The organism is Enterobacter hormaechei subsp. xiangfangensis (assembly GCF_001729785.1).
In the GTDB taxonomy this organism is placed as follows: domain Bacteria; phylum Pseudomonadota; class Gammaproteobacteria; order Enterobacterales; family Enterobacteriaceae; genus Enterobacter; species Enterobacter hormaechei_C.
The window spans coordinates 222,065-248,868 of the sequence record NZ_CP017183.1 but is presented as its reverse complement, the minus strand read 5'-3'; the positions used below and the strand labels follow the sequence as shown (position 1 = coordinate 248,868).

At 54.6% G+C, this 26,804-nt stretch carries 25 protein-coding genes and 5 tRNA genes; 9 read left to right on the top strand and 21 right to left on the bottom strand.

What is annotated here, in order from left to right; translation table 11 throughout:
- Positions 1-64: 64 nt before the first annotated feature.
- The 10 genes from rplJ to BFV63_RS01195 all read right to left on the bottom strand — a co-directional run bounded on the left by rplJ (position 65) and on the right by BFV63_RS01195 (position 5,047).
- Entirely contained in the window at positions 65-562 is a 498-nt protein-coding gene (gene rplJ / locus BFV63_RS01240) for a 50S ribosomal protein L10 (RefSeq protein WP_003862338.1), read from the bottom strand.
- 289 nt (positions 563-851) lie between these two features.
- On the bottom strand, positions 852-1,556 hold the full coding sequence (gene rplA, locus BFV63_RS01235) for a 50S ribosomal protein L1 (RefSeq protein WP_006810530.1): 705 nt from the start codon (positions 1,554-1,556) through the stop codon (positions 852-854).
- A gap of 3 nt (positions 1,557-1,559) precedes the next feature.
- Positions 1,560-1,988, bottom strand: a complete 429-nt coding sequence (gene rplK / locus BFV63_RS01230; protein WP_003862340.1) for a 50S ribosomal protein L11 — start codon at positions 1,986-1,988, stop codon at positions 1,560-1,562.
- Positions 1,989-2,144: 156 nt separating this feature from the next.
- Positions 2,145-2,690 (bottom strand): transcription termination/antitermination protein NusG, encoded by a 546-nt coding sequence (gene nusG, locus BFV63_RS01225; protein WP_003862341.1) that lies wholly within the window; start codon positions 2,688-2,690, stop codon positions 2,145-2,147.
- A 1-nt stretch (position 2,691) separates the two neighbouring features.
- Positions 2,692-3,075, bottom strand: coding sequence for a preprotein translocase subunit SecE (gene secE, locus BFV63_RS01220; RefSeq protein ID WP_003862342.1), 384 nt, complete (start codon positions 3,073-3,075; stop codon positions 2,692-2,694).
- A gap of 227 nt (positions 3,076-3,302) precedes the next feature.
- Positions 3,303-4,487, bottom strand: coding sequence for an elongation factor Tu (gene tuf, locus BFV63_RS01215; RefSeq protein WP_023323999.1), 1,185 nt, complete (start codon positions 4,485-4,487; stop codon positions 3,303-3,305).
- 118 nt (positions 4,488-4,605) lie between these two features.
- Positions 4,606-4,681, bottom strand: a tRNA-Thr gene (locus BFV63_RS01210).
- Between the two features lie 6 nt (positions 4,682-4,687).
- Positions 4,688-4,762, bottom strand: a tRNA-Gly gene (locus tag BFV63_RS01205).
- A gap of 116 nt (positions 4,763-4,878) precedes the next feature.
- Positions 4,879-4,963 (bottom strand) — tRNA-Tyr (locus BFV63_RS01200).
- A gap of 8 nt (positions 4,964-4,971) precedes the next feature.
- Positions 4,972-5,047 (bottom strand) — tRNA-Thr (locus BFV63_RS01195).
- Positions 5,048-5,364: 317 nt separating this feature from the next.
- Here BFV63_RS01195 and coaA point away from each other — a divergent pair.
- Positions 5,365-6,315 carry a type I pantothenate kinase gene (gene coaA / locus BFV63_RS01190; RefSeq protein WP_015569977.1) on the top strand — a complete coding sequence of 317 codons (951 nt, stop codon included), beginning with the start codon at positions 5,365-5,367 and terminating at the stop codon, positions 6,313-6,315.
- Positions 6,316-6,358: 43 nt separating this feature from the next.
- Here the strand turns inward: coaA and dppF are convergent, their stop codons facing one another.
- The 9 genes from dppF to BFV63_RS01145 form a co-directional block, all read right to left on the bottom strand.
- The gene (gene dppF / locus BFV63_RS01185; protein ID WP_023315202.1) at positions 6,359-7,372 is read right to left on the bottom strand and encodes a dipeptide ABC transporter ATP-binding subunit DppF; all 1,014 of its coding nucleotides are present in this window, start codon (positions 7,370-7,372) and stop codon (positions 6,359-6,361) included.
- A complete protein-coding gene (gene dppD / locus BFV63_RS01180) occupies positions 7,369-8,352 on the bottom strand; it encodes a dipeptide ABC transporter ATP-binding protein (protein WP_022650197.1) in 984 nt (327 codons plus the stop codon). Before dppD ends, dppF begins: the two co-directional genes overlap by 4 nt.
- 10 nt (positions 8,353-8,362) lie before the next feature.
- Positions 8,363-9,265: a dipeptide ABC transporter permease DppC gene (dppC, locus tag BFV63_RS01175; RefSeq protein WP_003862349.1), complete on the bottom strand. Its 903-nt coding sequence runs from the start codon at positions 9,263-9,265 to the stop codon at positions 8,363-8,365.
- A 9-nt stretch (positions 9,266-9,274) separates the two neighbouring features.
- Positions 9,275-10,294 (bottom strand): dipeptide ABC transporter permease DppB, encoded by a 1,020-nt coding sequence (dppB, locus tag BFV63_RS01170; RefSeq protein ID WP_006810536.1) that lies wholly within the window; start codon positions 10,292-10,294, stop codon positions 9,275-9,277.
- Positions 10,295-10,455: 161 nt separating this feature from the next.
- A complete protein-coding gene (dppA, locus tag BFV63_RS01165; RefSeq protein WP_003860756.1) occupies positions 10,456-12,063 on the bottom strand; it encodes a dipeptide ABC transporter periplasmic-binding protein DppA in 1,608 nt (535 codons plus the stop codon).
- Positions 12,064-12,684: 621 nt separating this feature from the next.
- Positions 12,685-12,761: transfer RNA gene (locus tag BFV63_RS01160), tRNA-Pro, on the bottom strand.
- A 91-nt stretch (positions 12,762-12,852) separates the two neighbouring features.
- Positions 12,853-14,547 (bottom strand): kdo(2)-lipid A phosphoethanolamine 7''-transferase, encoded by a 1,695-nt coding sequence (gene eptB, locus BFV63_RS01155; protein ID WP_023323998.1) that lies wholly within the window; start codon positions 14,545-14,547, stop codon positions 12,853-12,855.
- A gap of 239 nt (positions 14,548-14,786) precedes the next feature.
- A complete protein-coding gene (locus BFV63_RS01150; RefSeq protein ID WP_022650195.1) occupies positions 14,787-15,989 on the bottom strand; it encodes an L-lactate MFS transporter in 1,203 nt (400 codons plus the stop codon).
- A 238-nt stretch (positions 15,990-16,227) separates the two neighbouring features.
- Positions 16,228-16,770: a lipase gene (locus tag BFV63_RS01145; RefSeq protein ID WP_023323997.1), complete on the bottom strand. Its 543-nt coding sequence runs from the start codon at positions 16,768-16,770 to the stop codon at positions 16,228-16,230.
- Between the two features lie 160 nt (positions 16,771-16,930).
- Here BFV63_RS01145 and tag point away from each other — a divergent pair, with 160 nt between their 5' ends.
- Together tag and BFV63_RS01135 are read left to right on the top strand one after the other, a co-directional pair.
- Entirely contained in the window at positions 16,931-17,512 is a 582-nt protein-coding gene (tag, locus tag BFV63_RS01140) for a DNA-3-methyladenine glycosylase I (RefSeq protein WP_022650193.1), read from the top strand.
- Entirely contained in the window at positions 17,490-17,930 is a 441-nt protein-coding gene (locus BFV63_RS01135) for an N-acetyltransferase (protein WP_022650192.1), read from the top strand. The genes tag and BFV63_RS01135 overlap by 23 nt, the downstream gene beginning before the upstream one ends.
- Here BFV63_RS01135 and BFV63_RS01130 read toward each other — a convergent pair.
- On the bottom strand, positions 17,899-20,268 hold the full coding sequence (locus BFV63_RS01130) for a molybdopterin guanine dinucleotide-containing S/N-oxide reductase (RefSeq protein WP_071957461.1): 2,370 nt from the start codon (positions 20,266-20,268) through the stop codon (positions 17,899-17,901). The two genes, BFV63_RS01135 and BFV63_RS01130, sit on opposite strands and share 32 nt — an antisense overlap.
- A gap of 122 nt (positions 20,269-20,390) precedes the next feature.
- Between BFV63_RS01130 and BFV63_RS01125 the strand changes: the two genes are divergently transcribed.
- From BFV63_RS01125 to ghrB, 6 genes are all read left to right on the top strand, one after another.
- Positions 20,391-21,053 carry an OmpA family lipoprotein gene (locus BFV63_RS01125; protein ID WP_022650190.1) on the top strand — a complete coding sequence of 221 codons (663 nt, stop codon included), beginning with the start codon at positions 20,391-20,393 and terminating at the stop codon, positions 21,051-21,053.
- 157 nt (positions 21,054-21,210) lie between these two features.
- A complete protein-coding gene (locus tag BFV63_RS01120) occupies positions 21,211-22,227 on the top strand; it encodes a LacI family DNA-binding transcriptional regulator (RefSeq protein ID WP_023323995.1) in 1,017 nt (338 codons plus the stop codon).
- A gap of 102 nt (positions 22,228-22,329) precedes the next feature.
- Complete coding sequence (locus tag BFV63_RS01115; protein ID WP_032608229.1) at positions 22,330-23,079, top strand: sugar phosphate isomerase/epimerase family protein; 750 nt, start codon at positions 22,330-22,332, stop codon at positions 23,077-23,079.
- Positions 23,080-23,082: 3 nt separating this feature from the next.
- Positions 23,083-24,021 carry a sugar kinase gene (locus tag BFV63_RS01110; RefSeq protein WP_022650188.1) on the top strand — a complete coding sequence of 313 codons (939 nt, stop codon included), beginning with the start codon at positions 23,083-23,085 and terminating at the stop codon, positions 24,019-24,021.
- A 117-nt stretch (positions 24,022-24,138) separates the two neighbouring features.
- Positions 24,139-25,419 carry an MFS transporter gene (locus tag BFV63_RS01105; protein ID WP_017694735.1) on the top strand — a complete coding sequence of 427 codons (1,281 nt, stop codon included), beginning with the start codon at positions 24,139-24,141 and terminating at the stop codon, positions 25,417-25,419.
- A 27-nt stretch (positions 25,420-25,446) separates the two neighbouring features.
- Positions 25,447-26,421 carry a glyoxylate/hydroxypyruvate reductase GhrB gene (gene ghrB / locus BFV63_RS01100; RefSeq protein ID WP_023315194.1) on the top strand — a complete coding sequence of 325 codons (975 nt, stop codon included), beginning with the start codon at positions 25,447-25,449 and terminating at the stop codon, positions 26,419-26,421.
- A 58-nt stretch (positions 26,422-26,479) separates the two neighbouring features.
- On the opposite strand, the gene cspE is transcribed toward ghrB, so the two are convergent.
- Complete coding sequence (cspE, locus tag BFV63_RS01095) at positions 26,480-26,692, bottom strand: transcription antiterminator/RNA stability regulator CspE (protein ID WP_003860775.1); 213 nt, start codon at positions 26,690-26,692, stop codon at positions 26,480-26,482.
- Positions 26,693-26,804 lie beyond the last annotated feature (112 nt).

Sequence of the window (26,804 nt, the reverse complement as noted above, 5' to 3'; positions counted from 1 at the left end):
AAATTGTTCCTGAAAATCAGAATAAGTTTATACGTAAGCAAATGCTTTATAAAGATAACTGCGATTAAGCAGCTTCTTTCGCATCGCGTACAGCAGCCAGAGTGCGAACCAGTTTGCCAGCCGCAGCTTCTTTCATGGTTGCCATCAGGCGTGCAATTGCTTCTTCGTAGGTCGGCAGGGTTGCCAGGCGATCGATTTGCGATGCCGGGATCAACTCACCTTCAAAGGCTGCAGCTTTGACCTCAAATTTTGCATTCGCTTTCGCGAACTCTTTGAACAGACGAGCAGCAGCGCCCGGGTGTTCCATAGAGTATGCAATCAGGGTCGGACCAACAAACGTGTCTTTCAGGCACTCGAACTGAGTACCTTCAACTACGCGACGCAGCAGGGTGTTACGAACAACACGCATGTATACGCCAGCTTCACGACCTGCTTTACGCAGTTCAGTCATTTTGTCTACAGTAACGCCACGGGAATCCGCAACTACTGCAGACAGCGCGCCTTTGGCTACTTCGCTGACTTCAGCAACAATCGCTTGTTTGTCTTGAAGATTTAAAGCCATTAGCTTTGCTCCTGGATGTTTGCCGGAACTCATGTTCCGGAACTCACTTCACTCGACCCAACGGGAAGAGCGTCTTAATACGGTGAGCAGAAACAAGCCAGAGTATTTAAAATAATCTTAGCGTTCTGTCACCGTCTACGCAGGGGATTAAGTTTCTTGCGAAACACCTGCGGTCTTCGACGGAGGCCTGGATAGGCCAGGCTCCAACGAACAATTCTTTTAGCCGCTAACTTTTGTTAGCAAACGTGGGGGTAAGATTGTAGACAAAATCACCGCCCACGTAAAGGCATTAGTTTGCAGCAGCGCTCAGGCCAGCCTGGTCAACTGCAACACCTGCACCCATGGTGGTGGAGATGCTAACTTTCTTGATGTACACGCCTTTCGCCTGAGTTGGTTTTGCTTTTTTCAGCGCAACCAGCAGAGCTTCCAGGTTTTCTTTCAGTTTGTCAGCGTCAAAGTCCACTTTACCGATGGTGGTGTGGATGATGCCGTTTTTGTCGTTACGATAACGAACCTGACCTGCTTTAGCGTTCTTAACCGCTTCAGCAACGTTAGGGGTTACAGTACCCACTTTCGGGTTTGGCATCAGGCCGCGTGGACCCAGAACCTGGCCCAGCTGGCCAACAACGCGCATTGCATCTGGAGAAGCAATAACAACGTCAAAGTTCATTTCGCCTTTCTTGATCTGATCAGCCAGATCTTCCATACCTACCAGTTCAGCGCCGGCAGCTTTAGCAGCTTCAGCGTTTGCACCCTGAGCAAATACAGCTACGCGTACGGAACGGCCAGTACCGTGTGGCAGTACAGTTGCGCCACGAACGTTCTGATCGGATTTACGAGCGTCGATGCCCAGGTTAACGGCAACGTCAACGCTTTCAACGAACTTAGCGGTAGCCAGTTCTTTCAGCAGAGCGATAGCTTCGTTGATGTCGTACTGTTTGGTCGCATCAACTTTGTCACGGATCACGGACATGCGCTTGGTCAGTTTAGCCATTTCTTAGTCCTCCACTACCAGGCCCATGGAACGTGCAGTACCTTCGATGGAGCGAGTCATCGCTTCAATGTCGGAACCAGTCATGTCGGCAGCTTTGGTCTGCGCGATTTCCTGCAACTGAGCGCGGGAAATTTTACCCACTTTGTCTTTGTTCGGCTTACCGGAACCAGACTTGATGCCCGCTGCTTTCTTCAGCAGAACTGCTGCTGGAGGGGTTTTGGTAACGAAAGTGAAAGAACGGTCAGCGTAAACAGTGATTACAACTGGGATTGGCAGACCTTTCTCCATGGATTCAGTTTTGGCGTTGAACGCTTTACAGAATTCCATGATGTTCACACCCTGCTGACCCAGAGCTGGACCAACTGGTGGACTTGGGTTCGCCATACCTGCTGCAACCTGCAGCTTGACGTAGGCTTGTACTTTCTTAGCCATTCTAAAATCCTCTGATTGGGTAATAACGCCTCGGAGAGGCTCCCCGTGAATAAAATTCGTTTTACGGGTCGGAACCCATAAAAACAAAAGGCGCGAAATTGTATTCCAATCTCGCGCCCTGTGCAACGATTAAATCGTCGCTTTTTTGATCGCTGCTTAGGCTTTTTCTACCTGAGCAAAGTCCAGCTCTACCGGGGTCGCACGACCAAAGATAGAAACGGAAACTTTCAGGCGGGACTTCTCGTAGTCCACTTCTTCGACGACGCCATTAAAGTCAGCAAACGGACCGTCGTTAACACGAACCATCTCACCCGGTTCAAACAGCGTTTTCGGACGCGGTTTGTCACCCACCTGCTGGAGGCGGTTCATAATCGCATCAACTTCTTTGTCGCTGATTGGCGCCGGACGGTCAGATGTGCCGCCGATAAAGCCCATCACGCGTGGTACGCTGCGCACCAGGTGCCAGCTCGCGTCGTTCATCACCATCTGAACCAGCACGTAACCCGGGAAGAATTTACGTTCGCTTTTGCGACGTTGGCCGCCACGGATCTCAACCACTTCTTCGGTCGGAACCATAACTTCGCCAAATAACTCTTCCATATTGTGTAATTTGATATGCTCACGCAGCGACGTAGCTACGCGGCCTTCAAAACCGGAAAACGCCTGAACGACGTACCAGCGCTTTTTAGGGGCTTCAGACATCTCAGAACCTCAGGCCAGTGATAAAGGATACCAGGCGAACCAGAATACCATCCAGTCCCCACAGGATCAGTGACATTACAGCGGTTACCGCCGCTACAATCAGCGTGGTGTGCAATGTTTCCTGGCGAGTCGGCCAAATGACCTTGCGGACTTCGGTACGCGCTTCGCGGGCAAACGCAACGGTCGCTTTGCCTTTCGTCGTCAACAGCGCGACACCACCCGCCGCAGCAATCAGAATTACCACTGCAAGCGCGCGTAGCGGCAGCATCATGTCACGATAAAGATAGTTGCCGACAATCGCCACAATCAGCAGCACGGCTACAACTACCCATTTCATCGCTTCCAGGCCGCGCCCGCTCCCTTGAGCTTCGGTATTCGCACTCATAAACCAACCTGTCAGAAGTATTCTACAAACATTTTCACCCCGCGAGTGCGAGGCAAACCAATCGAAATGCTATTCGCTTTTCGTATTATACGCTCTCCGCAGAGCCTGTCTCAGCAATGATTATGACAAAATTAATCACTGATGAGCCAGGTTCTGATGTGAAAGCGTGCAAAAAGGGCATCAAATGATGCCCTTTTATTGCGCATTGCGTCAAATGTTATCAGCGATTAGCCGAGAACTTTAGCAACAACGCCCGCGCCAACGGTACGGCCGCCTTCACGGATTGCGAAACGCAGACCGTCGTCCATCGCGATTGGGTGGATCAGAGTCACAACCATCTTGATGTTGTCGCCTGGCATTACCATCTCTACGCCTTCTGGCAGTTCGATGGTACCGGTCACGTCAGTTGTACGGAAGTAGAACTGTGGACGGTAGCCTTTGAAGAACGGAGTATGACGGCCGCCTTCGTCTTTGGACAGAATGTACACTTCAGATTCGAACTTGGTGTGTGGCTTGATTGAGCCTGGCTTCGCCAGAACCTGACCACGTTCGATTTCTTCACGTTTGATACCACGCAGCAGAACACCAACGTTCTCACCAGCACGGCCTTCGTCCAGCAGTTTGCGGAACATTTCAACGCCAGTACAGGTAGACTTCGCAGTCTCTTTGATACCAACGATTTCAACTTCTTCACCAACTTTGATGATACCGCGCTCTACACGACCGGTAACAACGGTACCACGACCGGAGATGGAGAATACGTCTTCGATTGGCAGCAGGAATGGCTTGTCAATCGCACGCTCTGGTTCTGGGATGTAAGAATCCAGGAAGCCAGCCAGTTCGATGATTTTCGCTTCCCACTCTGCATCGCCTTCCAGCGCTTTCAGCGCGGAACCACGAACGATTGGAGTGTCGTCGCCTGGGAAATCGTACTGAGACAGCAGTTCACGAACTTCCATCTCTACCAGTTCCAGCAGCTCTTCGTCATCAACCATGTCGCACTTGTTCAGGAACACGATGATGTAAGGAACGCCTACCTGACGACCCAGCAGGATGTGCTCACGAGTCTGAGGCATAGGGCCATCAGTCGCAGCAACAACCAGGATCGCGCCGTCCATCTGCGCAGCACCGGTGATCATGTTTTTAACATAGTCGGCGTGGCCTGGGCAGTCTACGTGTGCGTAGTGGCGAGTCGGGGTGTCATACTCAACGTGAGAAGTGTTGATGGTGATACCACGAGCTTTTTCTTCTGGTGCGTTATCGATCTGGTCGAAAGCACGAGCAGCACCGCCGTAGGTTTTAGCCAGTACGGTAGTGATTGCAGCGGTCAGCGTTGTTTTACCATGGTCAACGTGGCCGATAGTACCGACGTTAACGTGCGGTTTTGTACGTTCAAACTTTTCTTTAGACATCGATTGTCCCTCTAAGACACGGATAAATCGGTGATATCACCACATCAACCAGGCGAAAATGCCTGAACTGTTGAATACATTTACATTGAAACAGAGAGAAAGGGAGGGAGAAGTGAAGTGGTGCTGATACCCAGAGTCGAACTGGGGACCTCACCCTTACCAAGGGTGCGCTCTACCAACTGAGCCATATCAGCACGTATTGGAGCGGGCAGCGGGAATCGAACCCGCATCATCAGCTTGGAAGGCTGAGGTAATAGCCATTATACGATGCCCGCATCCTGAAACTCGGCTACCCAGTTCTTTCTGTAACAAAAAAAGAGATTTCTCTCTTTTCTGTTCGAGCTGGTCAATTTTTCCAACCAGCTCCGGCGGCGTTGACGCTGCCAGAAAGTGGTGGTGGGGGAAGGATTCGAACCTTCGAAGTCTGTGACGGCAGATTTACAGTCTGCTCCCTTTGGCCGCTCGGGAACCCCACCGGACTTGATGGTGCCGACTACCGGAATCGAACTGGTGACCTACTGATTACAAGTCAGTTGCTCTACCTACTGAGCTAAGTCGGCATCAAGTAGCGCGCATTCTATGGAGACCTGCGCAGTCATGCAACTAAAAAATTGCATAAAACGTTCTTTCGCTCACATTTTATTCGAAACCAGGGCTAACCGCTGTAAATTCATCCGCTCACGGTTAAAAATTCAACATGAACGCCTGATTTCGGCACGCTATAGCCCCACGTGATACCTGCCCGGTTAAGCATCGCTTTCCCATATTTTTTCTTATTATTCCTCTCATCTGGTGTTAACCTCCTGCCCATTGTCCAAAATTAACTATGTGATGAGCCCGCACCCGCCGTTTCGTGATGGTTCACAGAAGCATGCTTATGAGCAAAAAAGAGCAAACGTTAATGACGCCCTATCTTCAGTTTAACCGTAGCCAGTGGGCAGCCCTGCGTGACTCCGTCCCTATGACACTGACGGAAGGTGAAATCGCACGGCTAAAAGGGATAAACGAAGATCTCTCCCTGGAAGAGGTGGCAGAAATCTATCTCCCCCTCTCTCGCTTGCTTAACTTCTATATCAGCTCCAATTTGCGTCGTCAGGCCGTCCTGGAACAGTTCCTCGGCACGAACGGTCAACGTATTCCTTATATCATCAGTATTGCGGGCAGCGTGGCAGTGGGTAAAAGTACCACCGCGCGCGTGCTTCAGGCGCTGCTGAGCCGCTGGCCGGAACACCGCAGCGTGGAGCTGATCACCACCGACGGCTTCCTGCATCCCAACGAGGTGTTGAAAGAACGCGGCCTGATGAAAAAGAAGGGCTTCCCGCTCTCTTATGATATGCACCGCCTGGTAAAGTTTGTTTCAGATCTAAAATCGGGCGTACCTCACGTTACCGCGCCGGTTTACTCACATCTGATCTACGACCGCATCCCGGATGGCGACAAAACGGTTGTGCAGCCCGACATCCTGATTCTGGAAGGCTTAAACGTCCTGCAAAGCGGGATGGATTACCCTCACGATCCGCATCATGTGTTTGTCTCTGACTTTGTCGATTTCTCAATCTATGTCGATGCGCCGGAAGATTTGCTGCAACGCTGGTATATCAACCGCTTCCTGAAGTTCCGCGAAGGGGCGTTCACCGACCCGGATTCCTACTTCCACAACTACGCCCAGCTCTCTGAAGAAGAGGCTATCAGCGTGGCGACCGGGCTGTGGAATGAGATCAACTACGTCAACCTCAAAGAGAACATCCTGCCGACGCGCGAACGCGCAAGCCTGATCCTCACCAAGAGTGAGAAACACGCCGTCGACCAGATTCGTTTACGGAAGTAGACCTCAGACGTAAAAAAAAACCGGCTTATCGCCGGTTTTTTATTTATGCATGCGGCTTTTCGCCGTTTTCATCCTGATCGACCGCGAAGCAGGCCACCAGCTGTCCACCATAATCCTTTAGCTGTGGCTGCAACTGCGTACACGGACCGAAGCGGCGACGGCAGCGGGCGTTAAACGCACATCCCGGCGGCGGGTTAAGCGGGCTTGGCAACTCACCGGTCAGCTTAATGCGCTCACGGCGGTCATCCGGGTTCAGCCGCGGCGTCGCAGACAGCAGTGCCTGGGTATACGGATGACGCGGGTTAGTAAAGATCTGATCTTTCGTCCCCTTCTCCACGCAGCGTCCCAGATACATCACCATCACCTCATCGGCAATGTGCTCGACCACGGACAGGTCATGGGAGATGAAGACGTACGACAGTCCCAGATCCTGCTGTAAATCCATCATCAGGTTAAGCACCTGCGCGCGAACGGACACGTCAAGCGCTGAGACCGGCTCATCGGCAATCACCACATCCGGGTCAAGCATCAGCCCACGAGCGATGGCAATACGCTGACGCTGACCACCAGAGAACATATGCGGGTAGCGATCGTAATGCTCGGTTTTAAGCCCCACCTTCGCCATCATCGCCAGCGCTTTTTCACGACGCTGCTCTTTGCTCAGATTGCTGTTAATCAGCAGCGGTTCTTCCAGAATCTGCCCCACTTTTTTACGCGGGTTTAAAGAACCGTACGGGTTCTGGAACACAATCTGGATTTTCTGGCGACGCAGCTTCTGCGCCTGCGGATCGTGCTTGAGCAGATCCTGGCCCTGATAGTAAAGCTCGCCGCCGGTTGGCGTTTCAATCATCGTCAGCAGACGGCCCAGCGTGGATTTCCCACAGCCCGACTCCCCGACGACCGCCAGCGTTTTACCGCGTTCAAGGCTGAAGGAGACGCCGTCCAGCGCTTTTACCAGGCGCTCAGGAGCAAAAATCCCCTTCTTCACCGGGTAATGTTTTTTCAGGTCGATAGCCTGCAACAGCGGCTGTTGCGTGGTGGCCTCGTGCGTACTCATAGTGTTGGCCTCCCGGCATCATCGAGTGGGTAGTGGCATTTTGACTGCCGACCATCGGCCAGCAGATTCAGCTCTGGCTCCTCGGCGCGGCATTTATCCGTCGCATACGGGCAGCGCGGATTCAGCAGGCAGCCCTGCGGACGGTCATATTTACCCGGAACCACACCCGGCAGTGACGCCAGACGCGCTTTGTCCTGGGCAAACTCCGGCAGCGCACGCAGCAACGCCTGCGTATACGGATGACGCGGCGCGCGGAAGATATCGTGCGAACTTCCGGTCTCCACCACCTGACCCGCGTACATCACGATGATTTTGTGCGCCGCTTCCGCCACCAGCGCCAGATCGTGCGTAATCAGCACCAGCGCCATGTTCTCTTTCTGCTGCAGCTCCAGCAGCAGCTCGATGATCTGTGCCTGGATGGTCACGTCAAGCGCCGTCGTCGGTTCATCCGCAATCAGCAGCTTTGGCCGACAGGCAATCGCCATGGCGATCATCACGCGCTGGCTCATCCCGCCTGAAAGCTGGTGCGGGTAAACGTCCAGACGCGATGCTGGGTCAGGTATCCCCACCTGGTTCAGCAGATCGATAGCACGCTGGCGACGGGTTTTCTTATTCCCACCCTGATGCACCTTAATCGCTTCCATAATCTGGAAACCCACGGTGTAGCATGGGTTCAGGCTGGTCATGGGGTCCTGGAAGATCATCGCCACTTCCGCGCCCACCAGCTGGCGGCGCTGTTTTTCGGAAATACGCTTCAGATCCTGACCGTTGAACTCCAGATTTTCCGCCATCACGCGGCCGGGGTAGTCAATCAGCCCCATAATCGCCAGCGAACTCACTGACTTACCGGAGCCCGACTCACCTACAATCCCGACCACTTCGCCCTGATTAACGCTGTAGCTGATACGGTCCACGGCGCGAAACGGTGTGCCTTCGTCGCCAAAGTGCACGGATAATTTATTTACATTTAATAACGCCATCTCGTGCCTCTTACTGCTTCAGTTTGGGATCAAGTGCATCACGCAGACCATCACCCATCAGGTTAAATGCCAGCACCGTCAGCAGAATCGCCAGACCCGGGAAGGTGACGACCCACCAGGCGCTTTGCGCGAACTGCAACACGTCGGAGAGCATGGTGCCCCACTCCGGTGTTGGCGGCTGCGCACCCATGCCAAGGAAGCCAAGAGCGGCCATATCAAGAATGGCGTTAGAGAAACCGAGCGACGCCTGAACAATCAGCGGCGCAAGGCAGTTTGGGAAGATATTGATAAACATCTGACGCATCGCACCGGCACCCGCCACGCGAGAGGCGGTAACGTAGTCGCGGTTCACTTCCACAAGCACCGCCGCACGGGTCAGACGCACATAGTGCGGTAGCGCAACAAACGTCAGCGCAAGCGCGGCGTTACCAATCGACGGACCGAAGATCGCCACCAGCACCAGCGCCAGCAGCAGGCTTGGCAATGCCAGCATAATGTCGACGACGCGCATGATGATGTTATCAACAATGCCGCCGAAGTAGCCTGCAACCAGGCCGAGTACGATCCCCATGATCAGCGACAGTACGACAACGAGGCAGCCAACCAGCAGCGACAGGCGTGCGCCGTACATCAGGCGCGAAAGCACATCGCGACCCACGTCGTCGGTGCCCAGCAGGTGCGCCAGGCTTCCGCCGTCCTGCCATGCAGGAGGTGCCAGCAGCGCATCGCGGAACTGATCAGCCGGGTTATACGGCGCAAGGACGTTCGCAAACACCGCAATCAGGATCATGATGGAAACATACACCAGCCCGACGACCGCGCCTTTGTTGCGCTTGAAGTAGTGCCAGAATTCCTGCATCGGCGTCATTGGCACCGGTGCGGTGACCACTTTATTTTGAGTAACTTGTGACATGATGGCCCCTTACTTCTTATGACGAATACGCGGGTTCACCACGCCGTACAGCAAATCGACCAGCAGGTTGACGAGAATAATCATCGTCGCGACCAGCAGTACACCGCCCTGCACAACCGGATAGTCACGGCGTTGCAGCGCATCAATCAGCCAGCGTCCAAGACCCGGCCAGGAGAAGATGGTTTCGGTCAGGATCGCCCCCGCCAGCAGCGTACCGACCTGCAAACCGATAACGGTTACCACCGGCAGCATAGCGTTTCGCAGGGCATGAATGATGATGACGCGCATACGGGTCAGGCCTTTAGCGCGGGCAGTACGAATATAATCCTCGCCCAACACTTCCAGCATGGAGGAACGGGTCATACGCACGATCACCGCCAGAGGGATGGTGCCCAACACCATTGCAGGCAGGATCATGTGCGCAACCGCATCAATGAAGTTGCCCTCTTCGCCCCAGATCGCCGTATCAATCAGCATAAAGCCGGTTAACGGATTGGTGTCGTCAAGGAAAACCATATCGCTGACGCGTCCGGAGACCGGCGTCAGGTTCCACTGCACCGAGACCAGCATGATCAGCATCATGCCCCACCAGAAGATAGGCATGGAGTAGCCGGTCAGTGCCAGGCCAACAGCGGTGTGGTCAAAAATAGAGCCACGTTTAACGGCAGCCAGTACGCCAACGGGGATCCCTACCGCGGTCGCGAAGATCATGGCGCAGATACCGAGTTCCAGCGTCGCTTTAAAGCGAGGTACGAACTCGTCCCACACCGGAAGACGGCTTTTCAGTGAAATCCCTAAATCGCCGTGCAACACGCCCCAGATATAGTGGAGATACTGCTGCCACATCGGCTTATCGAGGCCGAGTTCAGCCAGCAGCTGTGCATGGCGCTCAGGGGAAATACCACGCTCGCCCGCCATAATCATTACCGGGTCGCCGGGGATCATATGGACGAAGGCAAAAGTGAGAAGGGTGATACCGATAAACGTCGGGATAACCAGTCCCAGACGTCGGAGGATGAACTGCAACATAACCCGGATTCTCTCTGATGACGCACGACCAGTGGCGTGACGTCTGTATTGCTCACAAATGTAAATTCCCTCTCCCTGTGGGAGAGGGTTAGGGTGAGGGGGTGCATGCACGCCCCTCACCCCTGCCCTCTCCAGGAGGGAGAGGGAGAACACCCTACTTATTATTCAACAGACACGTTTTCGAAGTGGTGTTTGCCCAGTGGATCGACCACGTAGCCCTTCACTTCTTTACGCACTGGTTCGTACACGGTGGAGTGAGCAACAATCAGCGCCGGAGCCTGATCGTGCATGACAACCTGCGCTTGCTTGTACAGTTCGATACGTTTGTTGTGATCGTCGGTCGCACGCGCCGGCTGGATCAGATCTTCAAACGGCTTGTAGCACCAGCGAGAATAGTTAGAACCGTCTTTCGCTGCCGCACAGCTGAACAGAGTCGCGAAGAAGTTGTCCGGATCCCCGTTGTCGCCGGTCCAGCCCATCATGACCGCCTGGTGTTCACCCGCTTTGGCGCGCTTCAGGTACTCGCCCCACTCGTAGGTCACAATCTTGGCCTGCACGCCAATCTTCGCCCAGTCAGCCTGAACCATTTCCGCCATACGGCGTGCGTTCGGGTTGTAAGGACGCTGTACCGGCATCGCCCACAGCTCGACGGTAAAGCCTTTGTCCTGGCCCGCTTCTTTCAGCAGCGCTTTCGCTTTCTCAGGATCGTAGGTGTAGTCCTTTATGTCGTCGTTATAGCCCCACATGGTTGGTGGGATCAGGTTCTTGGCCGCAACGCCAGCGCCCTGGTAAACGGCTTTGATGATCGCTTCTTTGTTCACCGCGTAGGTCAGCGCCTGACGCACTTTCACGTCATCGAACGGTTTCTTCTCGGTGTTGAAGGAGAGATAACCCACGTTCAGGCCCGCCTGCTCCAGCAGGTTGATATTTTTGTCCTGCTTCATGCGCGCGATGTCAGCCGGGTTTGGATACGGCATCACCTGACATTCGTTTTTCTGCAATTTTGCGTAACGCACGGATGCGTCAGGCGTGATGGAGAAGACCAGACGGTCGATCTGCGGCTTGGTGCCCCAGTAGCCCGGGAAGGCTTTATACAGAATACGGGAATCTTTCTGGTACTGAAGCAGCTGGAACGGGCCGGTACCGATTGGGTTCAGGTCCACTTTTTCCGGAGTGCCGGCTTTCAGCATGTTGTCCGCATACTCTTTAGAGAGAATAGAGGCGAAGTCCATCGCCAGGTCAGCCAGGAATGGCGCTTCCGGACGCGTCAGCACAAACTGGACGGTTTTATCGTCCACTTTTTTCACTTCAGCGATCAGGTCTGGCAGACCCATCCCTTCGAAGTATTCATAGCTGCCGCCAGACACTTTATGGTACGGGTTCTGGGCATTTTTCTGACGGTCGAAGGAGAACACAACGTCGTCGGCGTTAAAGTCGCGCGTAGGTTTAAATTCTTTGCTGTCCTGCCACTTCACGCCCTGACGCAGGTGGAAGGTATAGGTTTTACCGTCTTCGCTGATATCCCACTTTTCAGCCAGGCCAGGAATCACTTCCGTGGTGCCGGTTTTAAATTCAACCAGACGGTTATAGATCGGTACAGAGCTTGCGTCGTAAGTCGTACCAGAGGTAAAGAGCTGTGGGTTAAAGCCTTCCGGAGAGCCTTCAGAACAGTAAACCAGGGTTTTTGCCTGTACGCTTGCTGCAACGGTCATGGCCACCAGGCTCAGACCAAGCTTCAGCATCCCTGACTTCTTCAAGGAAATACTCATTATTGTGCTCCAATGTGATGTTTTGCTTTGTTGTGTTACGCCGCCTGACCTTTATTTATTTTTTACCCGGTCCGGTCGGTGATGCCCGAAGGCGTTAAAAGGGATAGAGAATCCTTTCAGAAGAGCGTTTGAGTTGCAGCGCAGATCCTCCCTGAAATGCCCCTCGTGCCCTACAATCTGTCAACAGAATGTGAAAACGTCAATACAGGTGGCGGGGATTTACGTGGAGTGTGAGAAACCGCAAACAAAGATTAAAAAAACCCTGACCGTGAGTTTTCAGCAGAGAAATTTATGCTACTCGCCATGATGCAGCACAATTATCTTCATATTTCGCAACACTCAGTGATTAAGTTTTATTCAGAATGGGTAAATTTTCTTACAGGATGGTGATTATCTGAGCACTAAATACCGCGAACGTTAAAACGCACAGCGAAAAATGCTGAGGTTATCCATAAGCAACGCGAAAAAAGATCAAACTATATATAAAAAAATACAATGGATTATGTCACAAAACCGCAAGCAGGCAGGGGGAAGCAGGGCTAAGGGGTATTTTGAGGACTCGTGCGGGGTAATGCGTTAATGCAAAAAGGGCTAACCTTGCGGTTAGCCCTTTTTAGAATGTGGTCGGCGAGAGAGGATTCGAACCTCCGACCCACTGGTCCCAAACCAGTTGCGCTACCAAGCTGCGCTACTCGCCGAATGCGGAGCGCATCTTACTGCTGAGGTGCGCCCCCGTCAATCCCTTATTTTCAAAAAGCCATTCAACTGGCGATATTCTCGCCAGACCAGCTACTGCGCGGCTTTTGTGGTGTTATCAGGGAGTTTACACCAGTTGTTGTTTTCGTTAATCCCACCGTTCGGTGAGGTATAGCCGAGACAGCCCATAATGGTGTCGTACAGCTCAACGTGACGGCGCGGTACCTTGATCTCTGCCTGCTGTTTCAGATGGGCAAACATTTTGGCTTTGTCCGGATTTTCCAGGTACTTATCCGACATCCACATGATCATCGGCACGCGGAACTGCTCAGGCGGGGCCAGCTTACGCGGCGTACCGTGTAAATGCTCTTTCTCGTTGATGGACTCGCCGTGGTCGGCCGCGTAGATCACAATCGCTTTCTTATCGCGAAGCTGGTCGATCACCCGACTGAGGAAGGTATCCACATACAGAATCGAGTTATCATAGGCATTGATCAGCTCCTGCTTGCTACAGTTCTTGTTAATGCCGACGCACTCAGGCGTCCATTTGGCGAAATCGCGCGTGTAACGCTGATAGTAGCTGTAGTGTGACCCTTTGGTATGCAGAACAATAAGATGCTTACCCTGCGGATGGTTTTTCAGTGACTGTTCCATCTCAGAGAGCAGCAGCATGTCATCAACGTTCTTTCCGCGGTTACGCGGCTCGGCGCCAATCTGCTCGCGGTAGGCGATGTTATCCGCCATGGTGTTGGTGTAGAACCACATCTCACTTTGCATGGCGAACAGATCGGAGCTAAATCCAAGCTGCTTCAGAACAGCAAACACGTTTTGCTCTTTGAGAGTGCGCTGAGGATTATCACTCGCACCGCCCTCACGAACAAACATACAGCGCAACGAGAGCTTCGTGGCGGTATCGCAGGAGTAGCCGCGGTAAGCTACAAGATTCTTTTCCTGCGCCAGTTTGGGGGTGGTATCGCGGTCATAACCGAGGATACCCATATGATCCCAGCGCGTTGTTTCGCCGATAACGAAGACCACGTAAGTATCATCCAGCCCGTCAGCCGGGGCCTGGTAGGTGAACTTTTTGGTTGGGTTAATCAGCGATTTCACATCGCTGGATTCGTCCGCCTGAGCCCAGGCATAAAGACCTAACGCCGACAGCCAGTTAGACGGCAGATACGAGTTAGCCACCACGCCGCCGTAGCTTGGCATATCCACGCCTGTCGCTTTTTCGATCCGCTTTTGCTGTTTTTCCATCAGGCGAATAGGCGCCCATACCAGCAGACCCGCCAGAAGAACGACGGCGACGTTGCGGATGCGCTGTCCCCGGGTACGCAGCTGGCGTAACAGGGTGTAGCGGCAGGTGTTACTCCAGATAAAGAAGAGCGGGATCAGGCAGGTCAGAATCGTCCACAGGATGAACCCTTGACCCACCACCTCTTTCGAGAGGTCGATGTCCGTGGTCATCACCGAGGCCACAATACCGTAGCCAATGACCACATTCATGAATGTCATGTAATAGCTTGCGGCGGCGGAGATAATCACCACCAGCGAGGCCAGAACCTGCCATGTACGTCTGCCAAAAAGCGAGAGCAGACGTAGCAGGAAGAAGGTCGCCAGAATTGAGCCAAACACTTCAATCGCGGCAAAAATTCCATTTCTTACAGTGAGGTGTTCGAAATAACCTTCCACTCGTCTGAACAGCACCGCGCCATTCAGAAACAAACCGATATAGACAGCCAGCATCAGACACAATCTTTGCTGGGTAAGAGACCTAATATATTTCATGCAAACAACCCTGGGGGAAGGGGTATAAAGACCCGCCGAATCTCAGTGAGAAAGCTGACAGAGTAAGTAGATGCGAGAGAAACCGTTATCAGAAACGTCTACAAGCGCGATAAGTAGACCACAGCAGGAAAGAAAAGTGGCAGCAGAGAATGTGAATCGATGAAGATTTTTACAAAATAGCAAGTCCGGAAGCGATTTAGAAATAAATAAAAGAGGCCCTGCGGCCCCTTTTTATCGAATCATGCATGCGCTTCTTTATATACCTCGCGCTGCGGCTGACGAATCGTGGTGGACAGCGCCAGCGAAATAATCAGCAAGGCAAATATCACGCAGAATGTCACGTAGAAGCCACCAAACAGCGAGGCAATCAGTGAACCGCAAATACTGCCGATACCGAAGCCGAGATAAATCACGCCGTAGTTTTTCGCCAGGTTGTTCAGGCCGAAGAACTCGCTCACCAGCGACGGGAAGACGGTAATAGTGCCGCCAAAGTTAAAGGCTACGCAGGCTATCGCCGCAAAGAATGTCGCCTCGTTCAGCGGAGCGAACAGCAGTGCTGCCATACCCACCAGGGAGATCACCTGCCCCAGCGTAATCACGCGGATCCGGGCGATTTTGTCAGACAAGATACCCAGTACCAGACGACCCGAGAGGTTAGCGATGGAGATGACCGTTACGGCGTTCGCCGCCGTCGCCGCGTCCAGTTTTACCATTCCCTGCGCGATATCTTTCGCCACACCGATGACATACAGACCGCTCATGCAGGCCGTCAGGAACATCACCGCCAGCATCCAGTACTGCGGCTTACGCATGGACTGAGCGAGGGTGAAATCGTTCTCCACCACGCCGTTAACGGTTTTCACTTCCTGCTGCGGCGCATCTTTCATCAGCGTGGCGCCGAAGAGGATCATTACCAGCACAATCACGCCCCAGATCATAAAGGTTTTCTCAAGCCCAACCGAGGCCAGCAGATGCGCATCGATGAATTTGAAGCCGAGGCTGCCCAGGCCATATGAACCAATGGCAAATGCGGAGATAAGCCCTTTACGCTCCGGGAACCACTTCACGCAGTTAGACAGCGTCAGCAGATAACCTGCGCCGTCCGCCAGCCCCACCAGCACCCCGGCGCTCAGCCACAGCATCATCAGGTTGTTAGAATATGCCGTCAGGAAGAATCCCAAGCCCAGCAAGATCCCGGATGCCATGGTTACACGCTTCACGCCGAAACGTTCCTGAAGTTTGCCCGCCACGGAAGAGGAAATTGCTAACCCAAGACTCAGCAAGCCGAAGGAGAATGCCACCTGGCTTATCGGCGCGCCGAGCTTATCGGACAGGGCGCTGTTAAACAGGCTCCAGGTATAGACCGATCCCAGTGCGAACTGGGTAACGATGGTGCCGAATAGCGTCAGCCAACGCGTGCGGTTATAAGTTGATGTGTTCATGGCAGTGTCCTGCAAGATAAATTAAGGAATTTCGCTGAGGACAACGATAAACAAAACCTTTATAGCGTTGGGGAAAAACGGAATGAAATGCAGGAGAGAAGGAATGAAATGCCTGGGATCTGGAATGAATGACCTTGCCGGGGAATGAAGCGCTGTTCTGTTAGTGGGCACTATCGCTCCAGACCCCGTCATAATTGTATTAAATATGTTATCGTATCGTTTAAAAAAATAACAACCCTTAAAATTTGGCGCTCAATCCCAGCGTATATAAATATTCTTCTTCAGTTTGCTGGTTATAGCTGATCTTCGCCCAGGGGTGTAAATCACCATACTGCGTATCAACACGCCAACCCAATGAGTTCACGCTGGCATGCCAGAGGGGATCGGTAAGCGACTGCGTGGTGGTTGTATCCTCAAACGCATTCACCGTTACAGGGGGAGCGCCATCAGTGCGCCACGCCATGACGGGCCCGGTGGTGAAATGTCCCGCCACGGGAAAATTCCAGCCAACGCTCAGAACGGTTTCCGCATCCGAACCGGAGGGATCGTTCAGGGTAAACCCCGCAGCATTCTGCGTGCGGTTAATACGCTCCGCGAGAATATCTTCATAACGAGGTTGGTGATCGGCGTCCCATGTATAACGTTCCGTCGTATTACTTTGTGCATCTGAAACGATATATTCCTGTTGCCACGCAAAAGCGGTGTGACAAAAAAGCAGGCAGACTGAAACACCCACCAGGCCAGAAGCAGCATGGCGACCACTGATTTTTTTTATCATCATCAAAGCGACTCCAGAAAGAGCCGAGTTCGGCGATATATGTCATTGTTCGAAGAGGTATTAGGGCGTATAGCCCTGTATTAACTATTGTCTCTTTAGCAGACACGTCAAGCCGGGCAGATTGAAATTTTTGCGTTTACCGTATCAGGAAGGGAGATGACCTATGCAACGTTGCGGCTGGGTAAGCCAGGATCAGCTTTATATCGATTATCACGACAAGGAATGGGGCGTACCGGAAACCGACGGTAAAAAACTGTTTGAAATGATTTGCCTTGAAGGCCAGCAGGCCGGGCTGTCGTGGATCACCGTTCTGAAAAAGCGTGAGAACTATCGCAAAGCCTTCCACCAGTTCGATCCGGCTGCGGTTGCCGCCATGACCGACGACGACGTACAAAAGCTGGTTCTGGATACCGGTATCATCCGCCATCGCGGTAAAATTCAGGCCATTATTGGTAACGCGCGTGCTTATCTGGCGATGGAGCAAAATGGCGAACCCTTTTCAGCATTTGTCTGGTCGTTTGTGGATAACGAGCCGAAGGTGACGCAGGCCGCCACGCTTGCAGAGATCCCAACGTCGACCCCCGCCTCAGATGCCCTGTCGAAAGCGCTGAAAAAACGCGGCTTTAAGTTTGTGGGCACCACCATCTGTTACTCCTTTATGCAGGCCTGCGGGCTGGTCAATGACCACATTACGGGCTGCTTCTGCCATCCGGAGGGCCACCATGATCCGCAAATGGCAAAGTGAGAACACCGCGCCGCTTTTGAGTCTGTGGCTGGAGAGCACCACCGAGGCGCATCCGTTTATCGACGCAAGTTACTGGCAAGCGAATGAAGCGGTAGTGCGGGATGAATACCTTCCCGCCGCCGAGACCTGGGTCTGGGAAGAAAACGGTACCCTGTGCGGTTTTATCAGCGTCATGCAGTTCCAGTTCGTGGGGGCGCTGTTTGTCGCCCCGGCGTTCATCGGAAAGGGGATTGGGCGTGCGCTGCTGAACCACGTTCAGCAGCACTACCCGTATTTAACCCTGGAGGTGTACCAGAAAAACGTGCGGGCGGTGAATTTCTATCATGCTCAGGGTTTTCGCATCGAAGACAGCGCCTGGCAGGATGATACCCAACACCCGACGTGGATCATGAGCTGGCAGGCGGATCAAACGCCGTAAGGGTAAGCGCCGGCCCCTCATATTTCTCCACCCATGCCAGCGCCGTATTCCCCGCGCAGCCATTCCCCAGCTTCGAGCTGGGGAGATCTTTGGTCAGCACGTTTACGGCGCCGTTCTTACAAATACCGCCCTCGTCCAGCGCCAGATCCGGCCATGCGCCCTGATGAATGCAGAAAACGCCAGGGCGGATCCCGTCACTCACCACGGCGCCTGCCAGCACCTGCCCGCGCGCGTTCCAGACCCGAACGAGATCGCCGTCGTTAATCCCCCGCGCCTTTGCGTCATCGCTGTTCAGCGCGATCGGCTCACGACCCGCCACCGCATACTGCTCGCGCAGAGCCGAATAGTTGAGCTGGCTGTGCAGACGATGGGCAGGATGGGCAGACAGCAGCTGAAGCTGCCCCGGCTGCGCATTGCCATGCCATTCGTCCGGCTCCAGCCACGCCGGATGCGGCGGACAGTCCGCGTAGCCAAAGCTGGCGATGCGTTCGCTGTAGATCACAATCTTCCCGCTTTCGGTTTGTAACGGGTGATTCTCCGGATCGCGACGGAAGTCAGCAAAGCGCACAAACCGCGCGTTCTGCTCGCTTTCTGGCATTTCGAAGAGTTGATTCGCCTCCCAGAACTCAGCAAATGGCGGCAGGGACACGCCCTGCGCAGCCCCGCGCTGGCTGGCAATCTGGTAAAATGTTTCCAGCCATTGCAGATCCGTTTTGCCCTCGGTGAAACGCTCCCGCCCGCCCGCTTCCCACATTTCACTCAGGTCGGCAAAGACGTCGAAATCATCCCGCGCTTCATTCCGGGGAGCCACGACGCGCTTCATCGGCACCATATGCTGGTTGCTGTAATCCCCCGTCATGGTGAGATCGTTACGCTCGAACGAGGTCGTGGCAGGCAAAACGATATCGGCATGTTTCGCTGACGCAGTCCAGAAGCACTCCGAGATCACCACCAGCTCCGGTTTCTGCCAGGCGCGGATTAGGCGGTTGGTATCCTGGTGATGGGTGAAGTTGGCCCCACCCGCCCACCAGATAAACTTAATATCCGGGAAATGGCGATCCTGACCGTTGTGCTGATAAAACCCGCCGGGGTTCTCCAGGGCTTCAACAATGCGTGCCACCGGAATTTTATCCACAGCGTCCACGCCACCCTGCACCGAGCCCTGCATGGACGCCAGCACCGCGGCTTTACGCGTCGGGTTGCCGCCGTTGGCAAAGTGATAGGAAAGGCCAAAACCGCCGCCGGGTGTGCCAATCTGCCCAAGCATCGCGGCGAGCGTCACCAACATCCAGTGCTTTTGCTCGCCAAACTGCTGGCGCTGCATCCCCCAGCCGGACATGAGCATCGTGACATGGCTATGGAATAACGCCGCCAGTTCGCGGATTTTAACGGCATTAACGCCGCAAATCGCCGCGGCCCACTCTGCGGTTTTGGCAATACCGTCGCTTTGTCCCGTCAGATAGTCGGCAAATTTATCGAACCCCGTGGTACAACGCGCCAGAAATTCCGTGTCGTGCCAGCCGTTCTCCACCAGGGTGTGGGCGATGCCCAGCATCATCGCCACGTCGGTGCCCATATGCGGCGCGATCCACTCGGCGCTGTCGCCGAAGAAATCCAGGGTTTCAGAGCGCATCGGATCGATACAGATGATGCGCTTGCCGCTTTTGCGCAGCGCATCGAAGTAGGAAACGCCTTGCTCGTCAGACGCATTCCAGGCAATTTTCAGGGTATTGAGCGGGTTGGCGCTCCACAGCACCACCACCTCTGTATGCTCCAGCACCAGCGGCCAGCTGGTCTGCTGTTGATAAACCTCATTCCCGCCCACGACATACGGCATGATCGCCTGCGCCGCGCCGGTCGAGTAATCACCCAGATGGCCGGTATATCCTCCGGCCAGGCTCATATAGCGTTGCAGCAGGGTTGCAGCCTTATGCAGCACGCCGTTTGAGCGCCAGCCATAGGAGCCGGCAAAAATGGACGACGGGCCATAGCTGTCGCGGATGCGTTTATGCTGCGTATGGATCAGCGCCAGCGCATCGTCCCAGCTCACGCGCACGAACTCATCCTGCCCGCGAATACCCTGCGGTTTATCCGGTGACGCCAGAAAGCCTTTACGCACCATCGGCCAGCGGACGCGGGTCTTGCTGTGTACCTGATCGCGAACGACGGTCTGTAAAGAGTTGAGATGGCGCGAAGGCAAAGCCCCGCGAGACGACAGCACAGTGTCGCCATCGGTTTCGACCAGCATCGGCCCCCAGTGGGCGGCGGTCAGAATGGTTTTTGTTGAGGTGCTCAAAGCGTGCGCTCCTGGTTGCGTGCAGGTGTTTCGGCCTTTCATTGAGGCAATTTATCGTTTGTGACAAATTTCAGAGTTATACACTGAATTTTCTCCGTATCCGGACGTCATAATCCACTGCCACGTCCGTCGTGGCAAAGAATAAAAAGGATTAAGGAAATAAGATGAAAAAACGCGTACTCGTTATTGCCGCTCTGGTGAGCGGCGCACTGGCTGTTTCAGGCTGCACAACCAACCCTTACACCGGTGAACGCGAAGCGGGCAAATCCGGCATTGGCGCGGGTATTGGTTCCCTGGTAGGCGCTGGCGTTGGCGTACTCTCCTCCTCCAAGAAAGACCGCGGCAAAGGCGCGCTGATTGGCGCAGCGGCAGGCGCAGCCCTGGGCGGCGGCGTGGGTTATTACATGGATGTGCAGGAAGCAAAACTGCGTGACAAAATGAAAGGTACGGGCGTGAGCGTGACGCGCAGCGGTGACAACATCATCCTGAACATGCCAAACAACGTGACCTTTGACAGCAGCAGCGCGACGCTGAAACCCGCAGGCGCGAACACCCTGACCGGCGTGGCCGCAGTGCTGAAAGAGTACAATAAAACTGCCGTGAACGTGATTGGTTACACCGACAGCACCGGCAGCCAGGATCTGAACATGCGTCTGTCGCAGCAGCGCGCCGATTCCGTGGCCAGCTCGCTGATCACCCAGGGCGTAGAAGCGAACCGCATCCGCACCAGCGGCATGGGTCCGGCTAACCCGATCGCCAGCAACAGCACGGCGGAAGGCAAAGCGCAGAACCGCCGCGTTGAAATTACGTTGAGTCCTGTGCAGTAGGTAAAAGCAAAACGGCAACCCCGTTGCCGTTTTAGTATTTGCGCCCTCTCCTGTAGGAGAGGGTTGGGGTGAGGGCATCAGACCGCCACCCGGCAAATTGCTTGATTCGCCAGATTTTCCCGCTAAGGTATTCTCACTAAATTCAGGGAAATCAGCGATGATCAAACCAACCCGGGCCACCATCAGCGACGTGGCGAAAGCCGCCAAAACCGGTAAAACCAGCATTTCACGCTACCTCAACGGCGAGAAACACCTGCTGTCCGATGCGCTGCTGGCGCGGATCGAACAAGCCATTGCCGATCTCGACTACCGTCCCAGCCTGATGGCGCGCGGCCTCAAGCGGGGTCGCACCCGCCTGATTGGGCTTATCATCGCCGATATCACTAACCCCTACTCCGTTAACGTACTCAGCGGCATCGAAGCGGCGTGCCGGGAAAAAGGCTTTACCCCGCTGGTCTGTAACACCAATAACGAAGTTGATCAGGAGTTGCATTACCTCGATCTGCTGCGCAGCTATCAGGTGGAAGGGATCGTGGTCAATGCCGTCGGGATGCGCGAAGAGGGGCTAAATCGTCTGCAACAATCGTCTCTCCCGATGGTGCTTATTGACCGCAAAATCCCGGAATTTGCCTGCGATGTGGTCGGGCTGGATAACACCCAGGCGGCCACCACTGCCACCGAGCACCTGATTGAACAGGGTTTCGAAGCCATTCTGTTCCTGAGCGAACCGCTGGGTATGGTTAACACCCGCCGCGACCGCCTGGCTGCATTTCGCGCCACGCTGGCGCGTTATCCCGGTGTGATCGCCGAAAATGCTGAAATCCCCCTCCATGAAGCCGAACAGCTGGATAATACCCTGCGCCAGTTCCATACCCGCCATCGGGGAATGCGTAAGGCGGTGATCTCCGCTAACGGGGCGCTGACGCTTCAGGTTGCCCGCTCGCTTAAACGCATTGGCCTGCACTGGGGCAGCGACATCGGCTTGCTCGGCTTTGATGAACTGGAGTGGGCAGAACTTGCTGGCGTAGGCATTACCACCCTCAAACAACCCACCTGGCAGATCGGCTATGCCGCGGTTGAACAAGTGGTTCGCCGCATTGAAGGCACCCGCGACGCCGTACGCGAGCAGGTTTTTTCTGGCGAGCTGATCGTTCGCGGCTCTACTGCCCGTTAATTTCCCCTTCGTGACAGCGATCATAAATTCAGCATCCCGATCTTTTCTTTGGAACCGGTTCCATCTAGCGTAATACTATCGATTACGCTCTGGAGTCAGGAAATGAGCAGGAAAATTATGGTGGTCACCGCCGCGTATGGTGCGGATCAGGTGCGACAGGCAGGCGGTCAACGGGCAATGCTTCCCGTTATTGCCGGCGCAGGAGCTGATGGCGTTGAAATCCGCCGAGAGCTCTTCAGCCACGACGAGTTAATGGCCCTGCCTGCGCTGGGCGAGTCCATTGAACTGCTGGGTTTACTGGCGTGCTACTCCGCCCCGGCCCCCCTGTTTATGCCCGATGGAACCCTCAACCCGGATCTTCCACGCTACCTTAGCGAAGCCAGCGCACTGAACGCGCTGTGGCTTAAAGTCTCGCTGGGTCATTTCAGCGACAAACAACCGCTTGAAGCCCTGCGCGCACTGCTGGATGAAAGCGGCATGACGCTGGTGGTGGAAAACGACCAGACCGACTGCGGGCAGCTCGCGCCGATGCAGCGCTTCAAAGCCGCCTGCCGGGTAATGGCGCTGCCGGTCACACTGACGTTCGATATGGGCAACTGGCTGTGGGTTGGCGACTCCCCGGAAGAGGCTGCACGTCAGCTGGCTCCCGCCGTGAGCTATATTCATGTGAAGGCCGCAGTCCCGCATAAGGCGCAGTTCCGCGCCGTCGCGCCGGATCAGACCGATTCTCGCTGGCGGGATCTGCTTAATCAACTGCCTGCCGACGCGCCGCGCGGTATCGAATTTCCGCTCGAAGGGACGGATCTCACCGCCGTCACCCGCCATTACGTCAACCTGCTGCGCGAGGAGTAAACCATGCACAAGACGCTGGACGTTATCACTATCGGCGAGGCCATGGCGATGTTTGTCGCCACCGAAACGGGCGAGCTGAGCGCAGTGGAGCACTTTATCAAACGCGTGGCAGGCGCCGAATTGAATGTCGCTACCGGCCTTGCGCGGCTGGGGCTGAATGTCGGCTGGGTGAGCCGCGTGGGCAATGACAGCTTTGGCCATTTCGTTCTCGACTCGCTGAAAAAAGAGGGCATTGATGCCGCAGGCGTCACGCTCGACGGACGCTTCCCGACGGGCTTTCAGCTGAAATCTAAAGTTGAAAATGGAACCGATCCCATCGTGGAGTATTTCCGCAAAGGCTCAGCGGCAAGCCATCTCTCCGTGGATGATTATCACGCCGCGTATTTCTCCTCCGCGCGCCACCTGCACCTGAGCGGCGTGGCGGCGGCGCTCTCGGCCAGCTCGTACGATTTACTCGATCACGCGGCTTCGGCAATGAAAGCGCAGGGCAAAACGATCTCCTTTGATCCGAACCTGCGCCCGGTACTGTGGAAAAGCGAAGCAGAGATGGCTGAGAAACTCAACCGACTGGCGTTTCAGGCGGACTGGGTTCTGCCGGGCATAAAAGAGGGAATGATCCTCACTGGCGAAAGCACGCCCGAAGGCATTGCTGATTTTTACCTCAACAGAGGGGTAAAAGCCGTGGTGCTGAAAACCGGTGCCGACGGCGCATGGTTTAAAACTGCCGACGGTGAGCAAGGCGCTGTCGCTGCGGTAAAAGTCGACAACGTGATCGATACCGTGGGCGCGGGCGATGGGTTTGCCGTCGGGGTCATCAGCGCCCTGCTGGAGGGCAAACCGCTGTCGCAGGCCGTGGCGCGAGGCAACAAAATTGGTTCGCTGGCGATTCAGGTGCAGGGCGACAGCGAAGGATTACCAACACGAGCAGAGCTCGGCGTCTAAATTCCCTCTCCCCGTGAGAGAGGACCAGGGTGAGGGCAGCAATCCGCACCAGATAATTAAGCCACCGTGTACCCTACAGACAACGGCGGCAACAACCTCAACAACAGAGGCAAGCCTATGAACAGTTCGACCAATGCAGTAAAACGCTGGTGGTACATCATGCCAATCGTGTTTATCACGTACAGCCTGGCGTACCTGGATCGTGCCAACTTCAGTTTCGCATCCGCCGCCGGGATCAACGAAGACCTCGGGATCACCAAAGGGGTCTCGTCCCTGCTGGGCGCCCTCTTCTTCCTGGGGTATTTCTTCTTCCAGATCCCCGGCGCGATTTACGCTGAACGCCGCAGCGTGCGAAAGCTCATTTTCATCTGCCTGATCTTATGGGGTGCCTGTGCGTCGCTTACTGGCGTGGTGAATAACATTCCTGCTCTGGCGGCTATTCGCTTTATTCTCGGCGTGGTTGAGGCGGCCGTCATGCCAGCAATGCTGATTTACATCAGCAACTGGTTCACAAAATCGGAGCGTTCACGTGCTAATACGTTCCTGATACTCGGTAACCCGGTCACCGTGCTGTGGATGTCGGTGGTTTCCGGCTATCTGATCCAGTCCTTCGGCTGGCGCGAGATGTTCATCATCGAAGGGGTTCCCGCGATTATCTGGGCCTTCTGCTGGTGGGTGTTGGTGAAAGATAAGCCAGCCCAGGCGAAATGGCTTTCTGAAGACGAAAAAGCCGCACTCCAGGCGCAGCTGGATAAAGAGCAGCAGGGGCTTAAAGCGGTGCGTAACTACGGCGAAGCCTTCCGCTCCCGGAACGTTATTCTGCTGTGTGCACAGTATTTTACCTGGAGTATTGGCGTGTACGGTTTTGTGCTGTGGCTGCCGTCGATTATCCGCAGCGGCGGTGAAAACCTTGGCATGGTGGAAGTGGGCTGGCTGTCATCGGTGCCTTACCTGGCTGCGACCATCGCGATGATTATCGTCTCTTGGGCATCGGACAAGCTGCAAAACCGTAAGCTGTTCGTCTGGCCACTGCTGCTGATCGCTGCTTTTGCCTTCATTGGCTCCTGGGCCGTAGGCGCGAACCACTTCTGGGTCTCGTACACTCTGCTGGTGATTGCGGGTGCGGCCATGTATGCCCCGTATGGTCCGTTCTTTGCCATCATCCCGGAAATGCTGCCGCGTAACGTCGCAGGGGGCGCGATGGCGTTGATCAACAGTATGGGTGCGCTGGGTTCGTTCTTTGGCTCGTGGTTTGTGGGCTATCTTAACGGTGCCACCGGCAGCCCGTCGGCCTCTTACATCTTTATGGGGGTGGCGCTTTTTGCCTCGGTATGGCTTACTCTGATTGTTAAGCCTGCTAATAATCAACAGCTACCCGTCGGCGCACGCCACGCCTGAATCCTTTTAAAATCAACGGAGATTAGCATGAAGCCGTCCGTCATTTTGTACAAAGCACTGCCTGAAGATCTGCAAAAACGCCTGGAGGAACACTTTACCGTTACCCGGGTAAAGAACCTCAGCCCGGAAACCGTGGCACAGCACGCCGACGCGTTTGCCAGCGCCGAGGGCCTGCTGGGTTCGAGCGAAAAGGTGGATGCAGCGCTGCTGGAGAAAATGCCGAAGCTTCGTGCTACCTCAACCGTTTCGGTGGGATACGACAATTTCGACGTGGATGCGCTAAACGCGCGCAACATCCTGCTGATGCACACGCCCCATGCCCTGACGGAGACCGTCGCCGACACGCTGATGGCGCTGGTGCTTAGCACCGCCCGTCGTGTAGTGGAAGTGGCCGAGCGCGTAAAAGCGGGCGAATGGACCAAAAGCATTGGCCCGGACTGGTTCGGCGTGGACGTTCATGGCAAAACGCTGGGGATTGTTGGGATGGGCCGTATCGGTCTGGCGCTGGCACAGCGCGCGCATTTTGGCTTCAACATGCCCATTCTGTATAACGCGCGCCGTCACCACAGTGAAGCTGAAGAACGTTTCAACGCCCTTTATTGCGAGCTTGATACGCTGTTGCGGGAAGCCGACTTTGTCTGCCTGATCCTGCCGCTGACGGATGAAACGCGTCATCTCATCGGCAAAGCGGCGTTTGAAAAGATGAAGAAATCGGCCATTTTCATCAACGCGGGTCGTGGTCCGGTGGTCGATGAGAAGGCGCTGATTGAGGCACTGCAAAACGGTGAGATCCACGCCGCTGGTCTGGACGTGTTTGAACAAGAGCCGCTGCCGGTGGATTCTCCGCTACTGACCATGCCGAACGTCGTCGCCCTGCCTCACATCGGCTCTGCAACTCATGAAACACGCTACAACATGGCGGCGACCGCCGTGGATAACCTGATTGCCGCGCTCGGCGGTAAAGTGGATAAGAACTGCGTTAACCCGCAGATACAACAGTAGAAACGAAAAAACCCGCCAGAAGGCGGGTTTTTGAATTTAGTGCTACTGGGCTGGAAGCTTACAGGCTTACAACGTTACCAGCTGCTGGGCCTTTAGCGCCGCTTTCGATGGTGAAGGAAACTTTCTGACCTTCATCCAGAGATTTGTAGCCATCGTTCTGGATAGCAGAGAAGTGTACGAACACGTCTTTAGAGCCATCGTCAGGAGTGATGAAGCCGAAACCTTTATCAGCGTTGAACCATTTTACCAGACCAGTCATTTTAGCAGACATAGAAATTACCTTATTAACAAATATATTGTGCCTTCCGGCTTGATGGATTGCGTTACAGATTTTTAAGCGATGAAGGAAGGGTCACTACGAAGGGTATCTATGGATAACAATC

Coding starts and splice junctions, on each gene's coding strand:
- rplJ (WP_003862338.1), bottom strand. CDS start 562: ATGGCTTTAAATCTTCAAGACAAACAAGCGATTGTTGCTGAAGTCAGC.
- rplA (WP_006810530.1), bottom strand. CDS start 1,556: ATGGCTAAACTGACCAAGCGCATGTCCGTGATCCGTGACAAAGTTGAT.
- rplK (WP_003862340.1), bottom strand. CDS start 1,988: ATGGCTAAGAAAGTACAAGCCTACGTCAAGCTGCAGGTTGCAGCAGGT.
- nusG (WP_003862341.1), bottom strand. CDS start 2,690: ATGTCTGAAGCCCCTAAAAAGCGCTGGTACGTCGTTCAGGCGTTTTCC.
- secE (WP_003862342.1), bottom strand. CDS start 3,075: ATGAGTGCGAATACCGAAGCTCAAGGGAGCGGGCGCGGCCTGGAAGCG.
- tuf (WP_023323999.1), bottom strand. CDS start 4,487: ATGTCTAAAGAAAAGTTTGAACGTACAAAACCGCACGTTAACGTCGGT.
- coaA (WP_015569977.1), top strand. CDS start 5,365: ATGAGCAAAAAAGAGCAAACGTTAATGACGCCCTATCTTCAGTTTAAC.
- dppF (WP_023315202.1), bottom strand. CDS start 7,372: ATGAGTACGCACGAGGCCACCACGCAACAGCCGCTGTTGCAGGCTATC.
- dppD (WP_022650197.1), bottom strand. CDS start 8,352: ATGGCGTTATTAAATGTAAATAAATTATCCGTGCACTTTGGCGACGAA.
- dppC (WP_003862349.1), bottom strand. CDS start 9,265: ATGTCACAAGTTACTCAAAATAAAGTGGTCACCGCACCGGTGCCAATG.
- dppB (WP_006810536.1), bottom strand. CDS start 10,294: ATGTTGCAGTTCATCCTCCGACGTCTGGGACTGGTTATCCCGACGTTT.
- dppA (WP_003860756.1), bottom strand. CDS start 12,063: ATGAGTATTTCCTTGAAGAAGTCAGGGATGCTGAAGCTTGGTCTGAGC.
- eptB (WP_023323998.1), bottom strand. CDS start 14,547: ATGAAATATATTAGGTCTCTTACCCAGCAAAGATTGTGTCTGATGCTG.
- BFV63_RS01150 (WP_022650195.1), bottom strand. CDS start 15,989: ATGAACACATCAACTTATAACCGCACGCGTTGGCTGACGCTATTCGGC.
- BFV63_RS01145 (WP_023323997.1), bottom strand. CDS start 16,770: ATGATGATAAAAAAAATCAGTGGTCGCCATGCTGCTTCTGGCCTGGTG.
- tag (WP_022650193.1), top strand. CDS start 16,931: ATGCAACGTTGCGGCTGGGTAAGCCAGGATCAGCTTTATATCGATTAT.
- BFV63_RS01135 (WP_022650192.1), top strand. CDS start 17,490: ATGATCCGCAAATGGCAAAGTGAGAACACCGCGCCGCTTTTGAGTCTG.
- BFV63_RS01130 (WP_071957461.1), bottom strand. CDS start 20,268: ATGAAAGGCCGAAACACCTGCACGCAACCAGGAGCGCACGCTTTGAGC.
- BFV63_RS01125 (WP_022650190.1), top strand. CDS start 20,391: ATGAAAAAACGCGTACTCGTTATTGCCGCTCTGGTGAGCGGCGCACTG.
- BFV63_RS01120 (WP_023323995.1), top strand. CDS start 21,211: ATGATCAAACCAACCCGGGCCACCATCAGCGACGTGGCGAAAGCCGCC.
- BFV63_RS01115 (WP_032608229.1), top strand. CDS start 22,330: ATGAGCAGGAAAATTATGGTGGTCACCGCCGCGTATGGTGCGGATCAG.
- BFV63_RS01110 (WP_022650188.1), top strand. CDS start 23,083: ATGCACAAGACGCTGGACGTTATCACTATCGGCGAGGCCATGGCGATG.
- BFV63_RS01105 (WP_017694735.1), top strand. CDS start 24,139: ATGAACAGTTCGACCAATGCAGTAAAACGCTGGTGGTACATCATGCCA.
- ghrB (WP_023315194.1), top strand. CDS start 25,447: ATGAAGCCGTCCGTCATTTTGTACAAAGCACTGCCTGAAGATCTGCAA.
- cspE (WP_003860775.1), bottom strand. CDS start 26,692: ATGTCTGCTAAAATGACTGGTCTGGTAAAATGGTTCAACGCTGATAAA.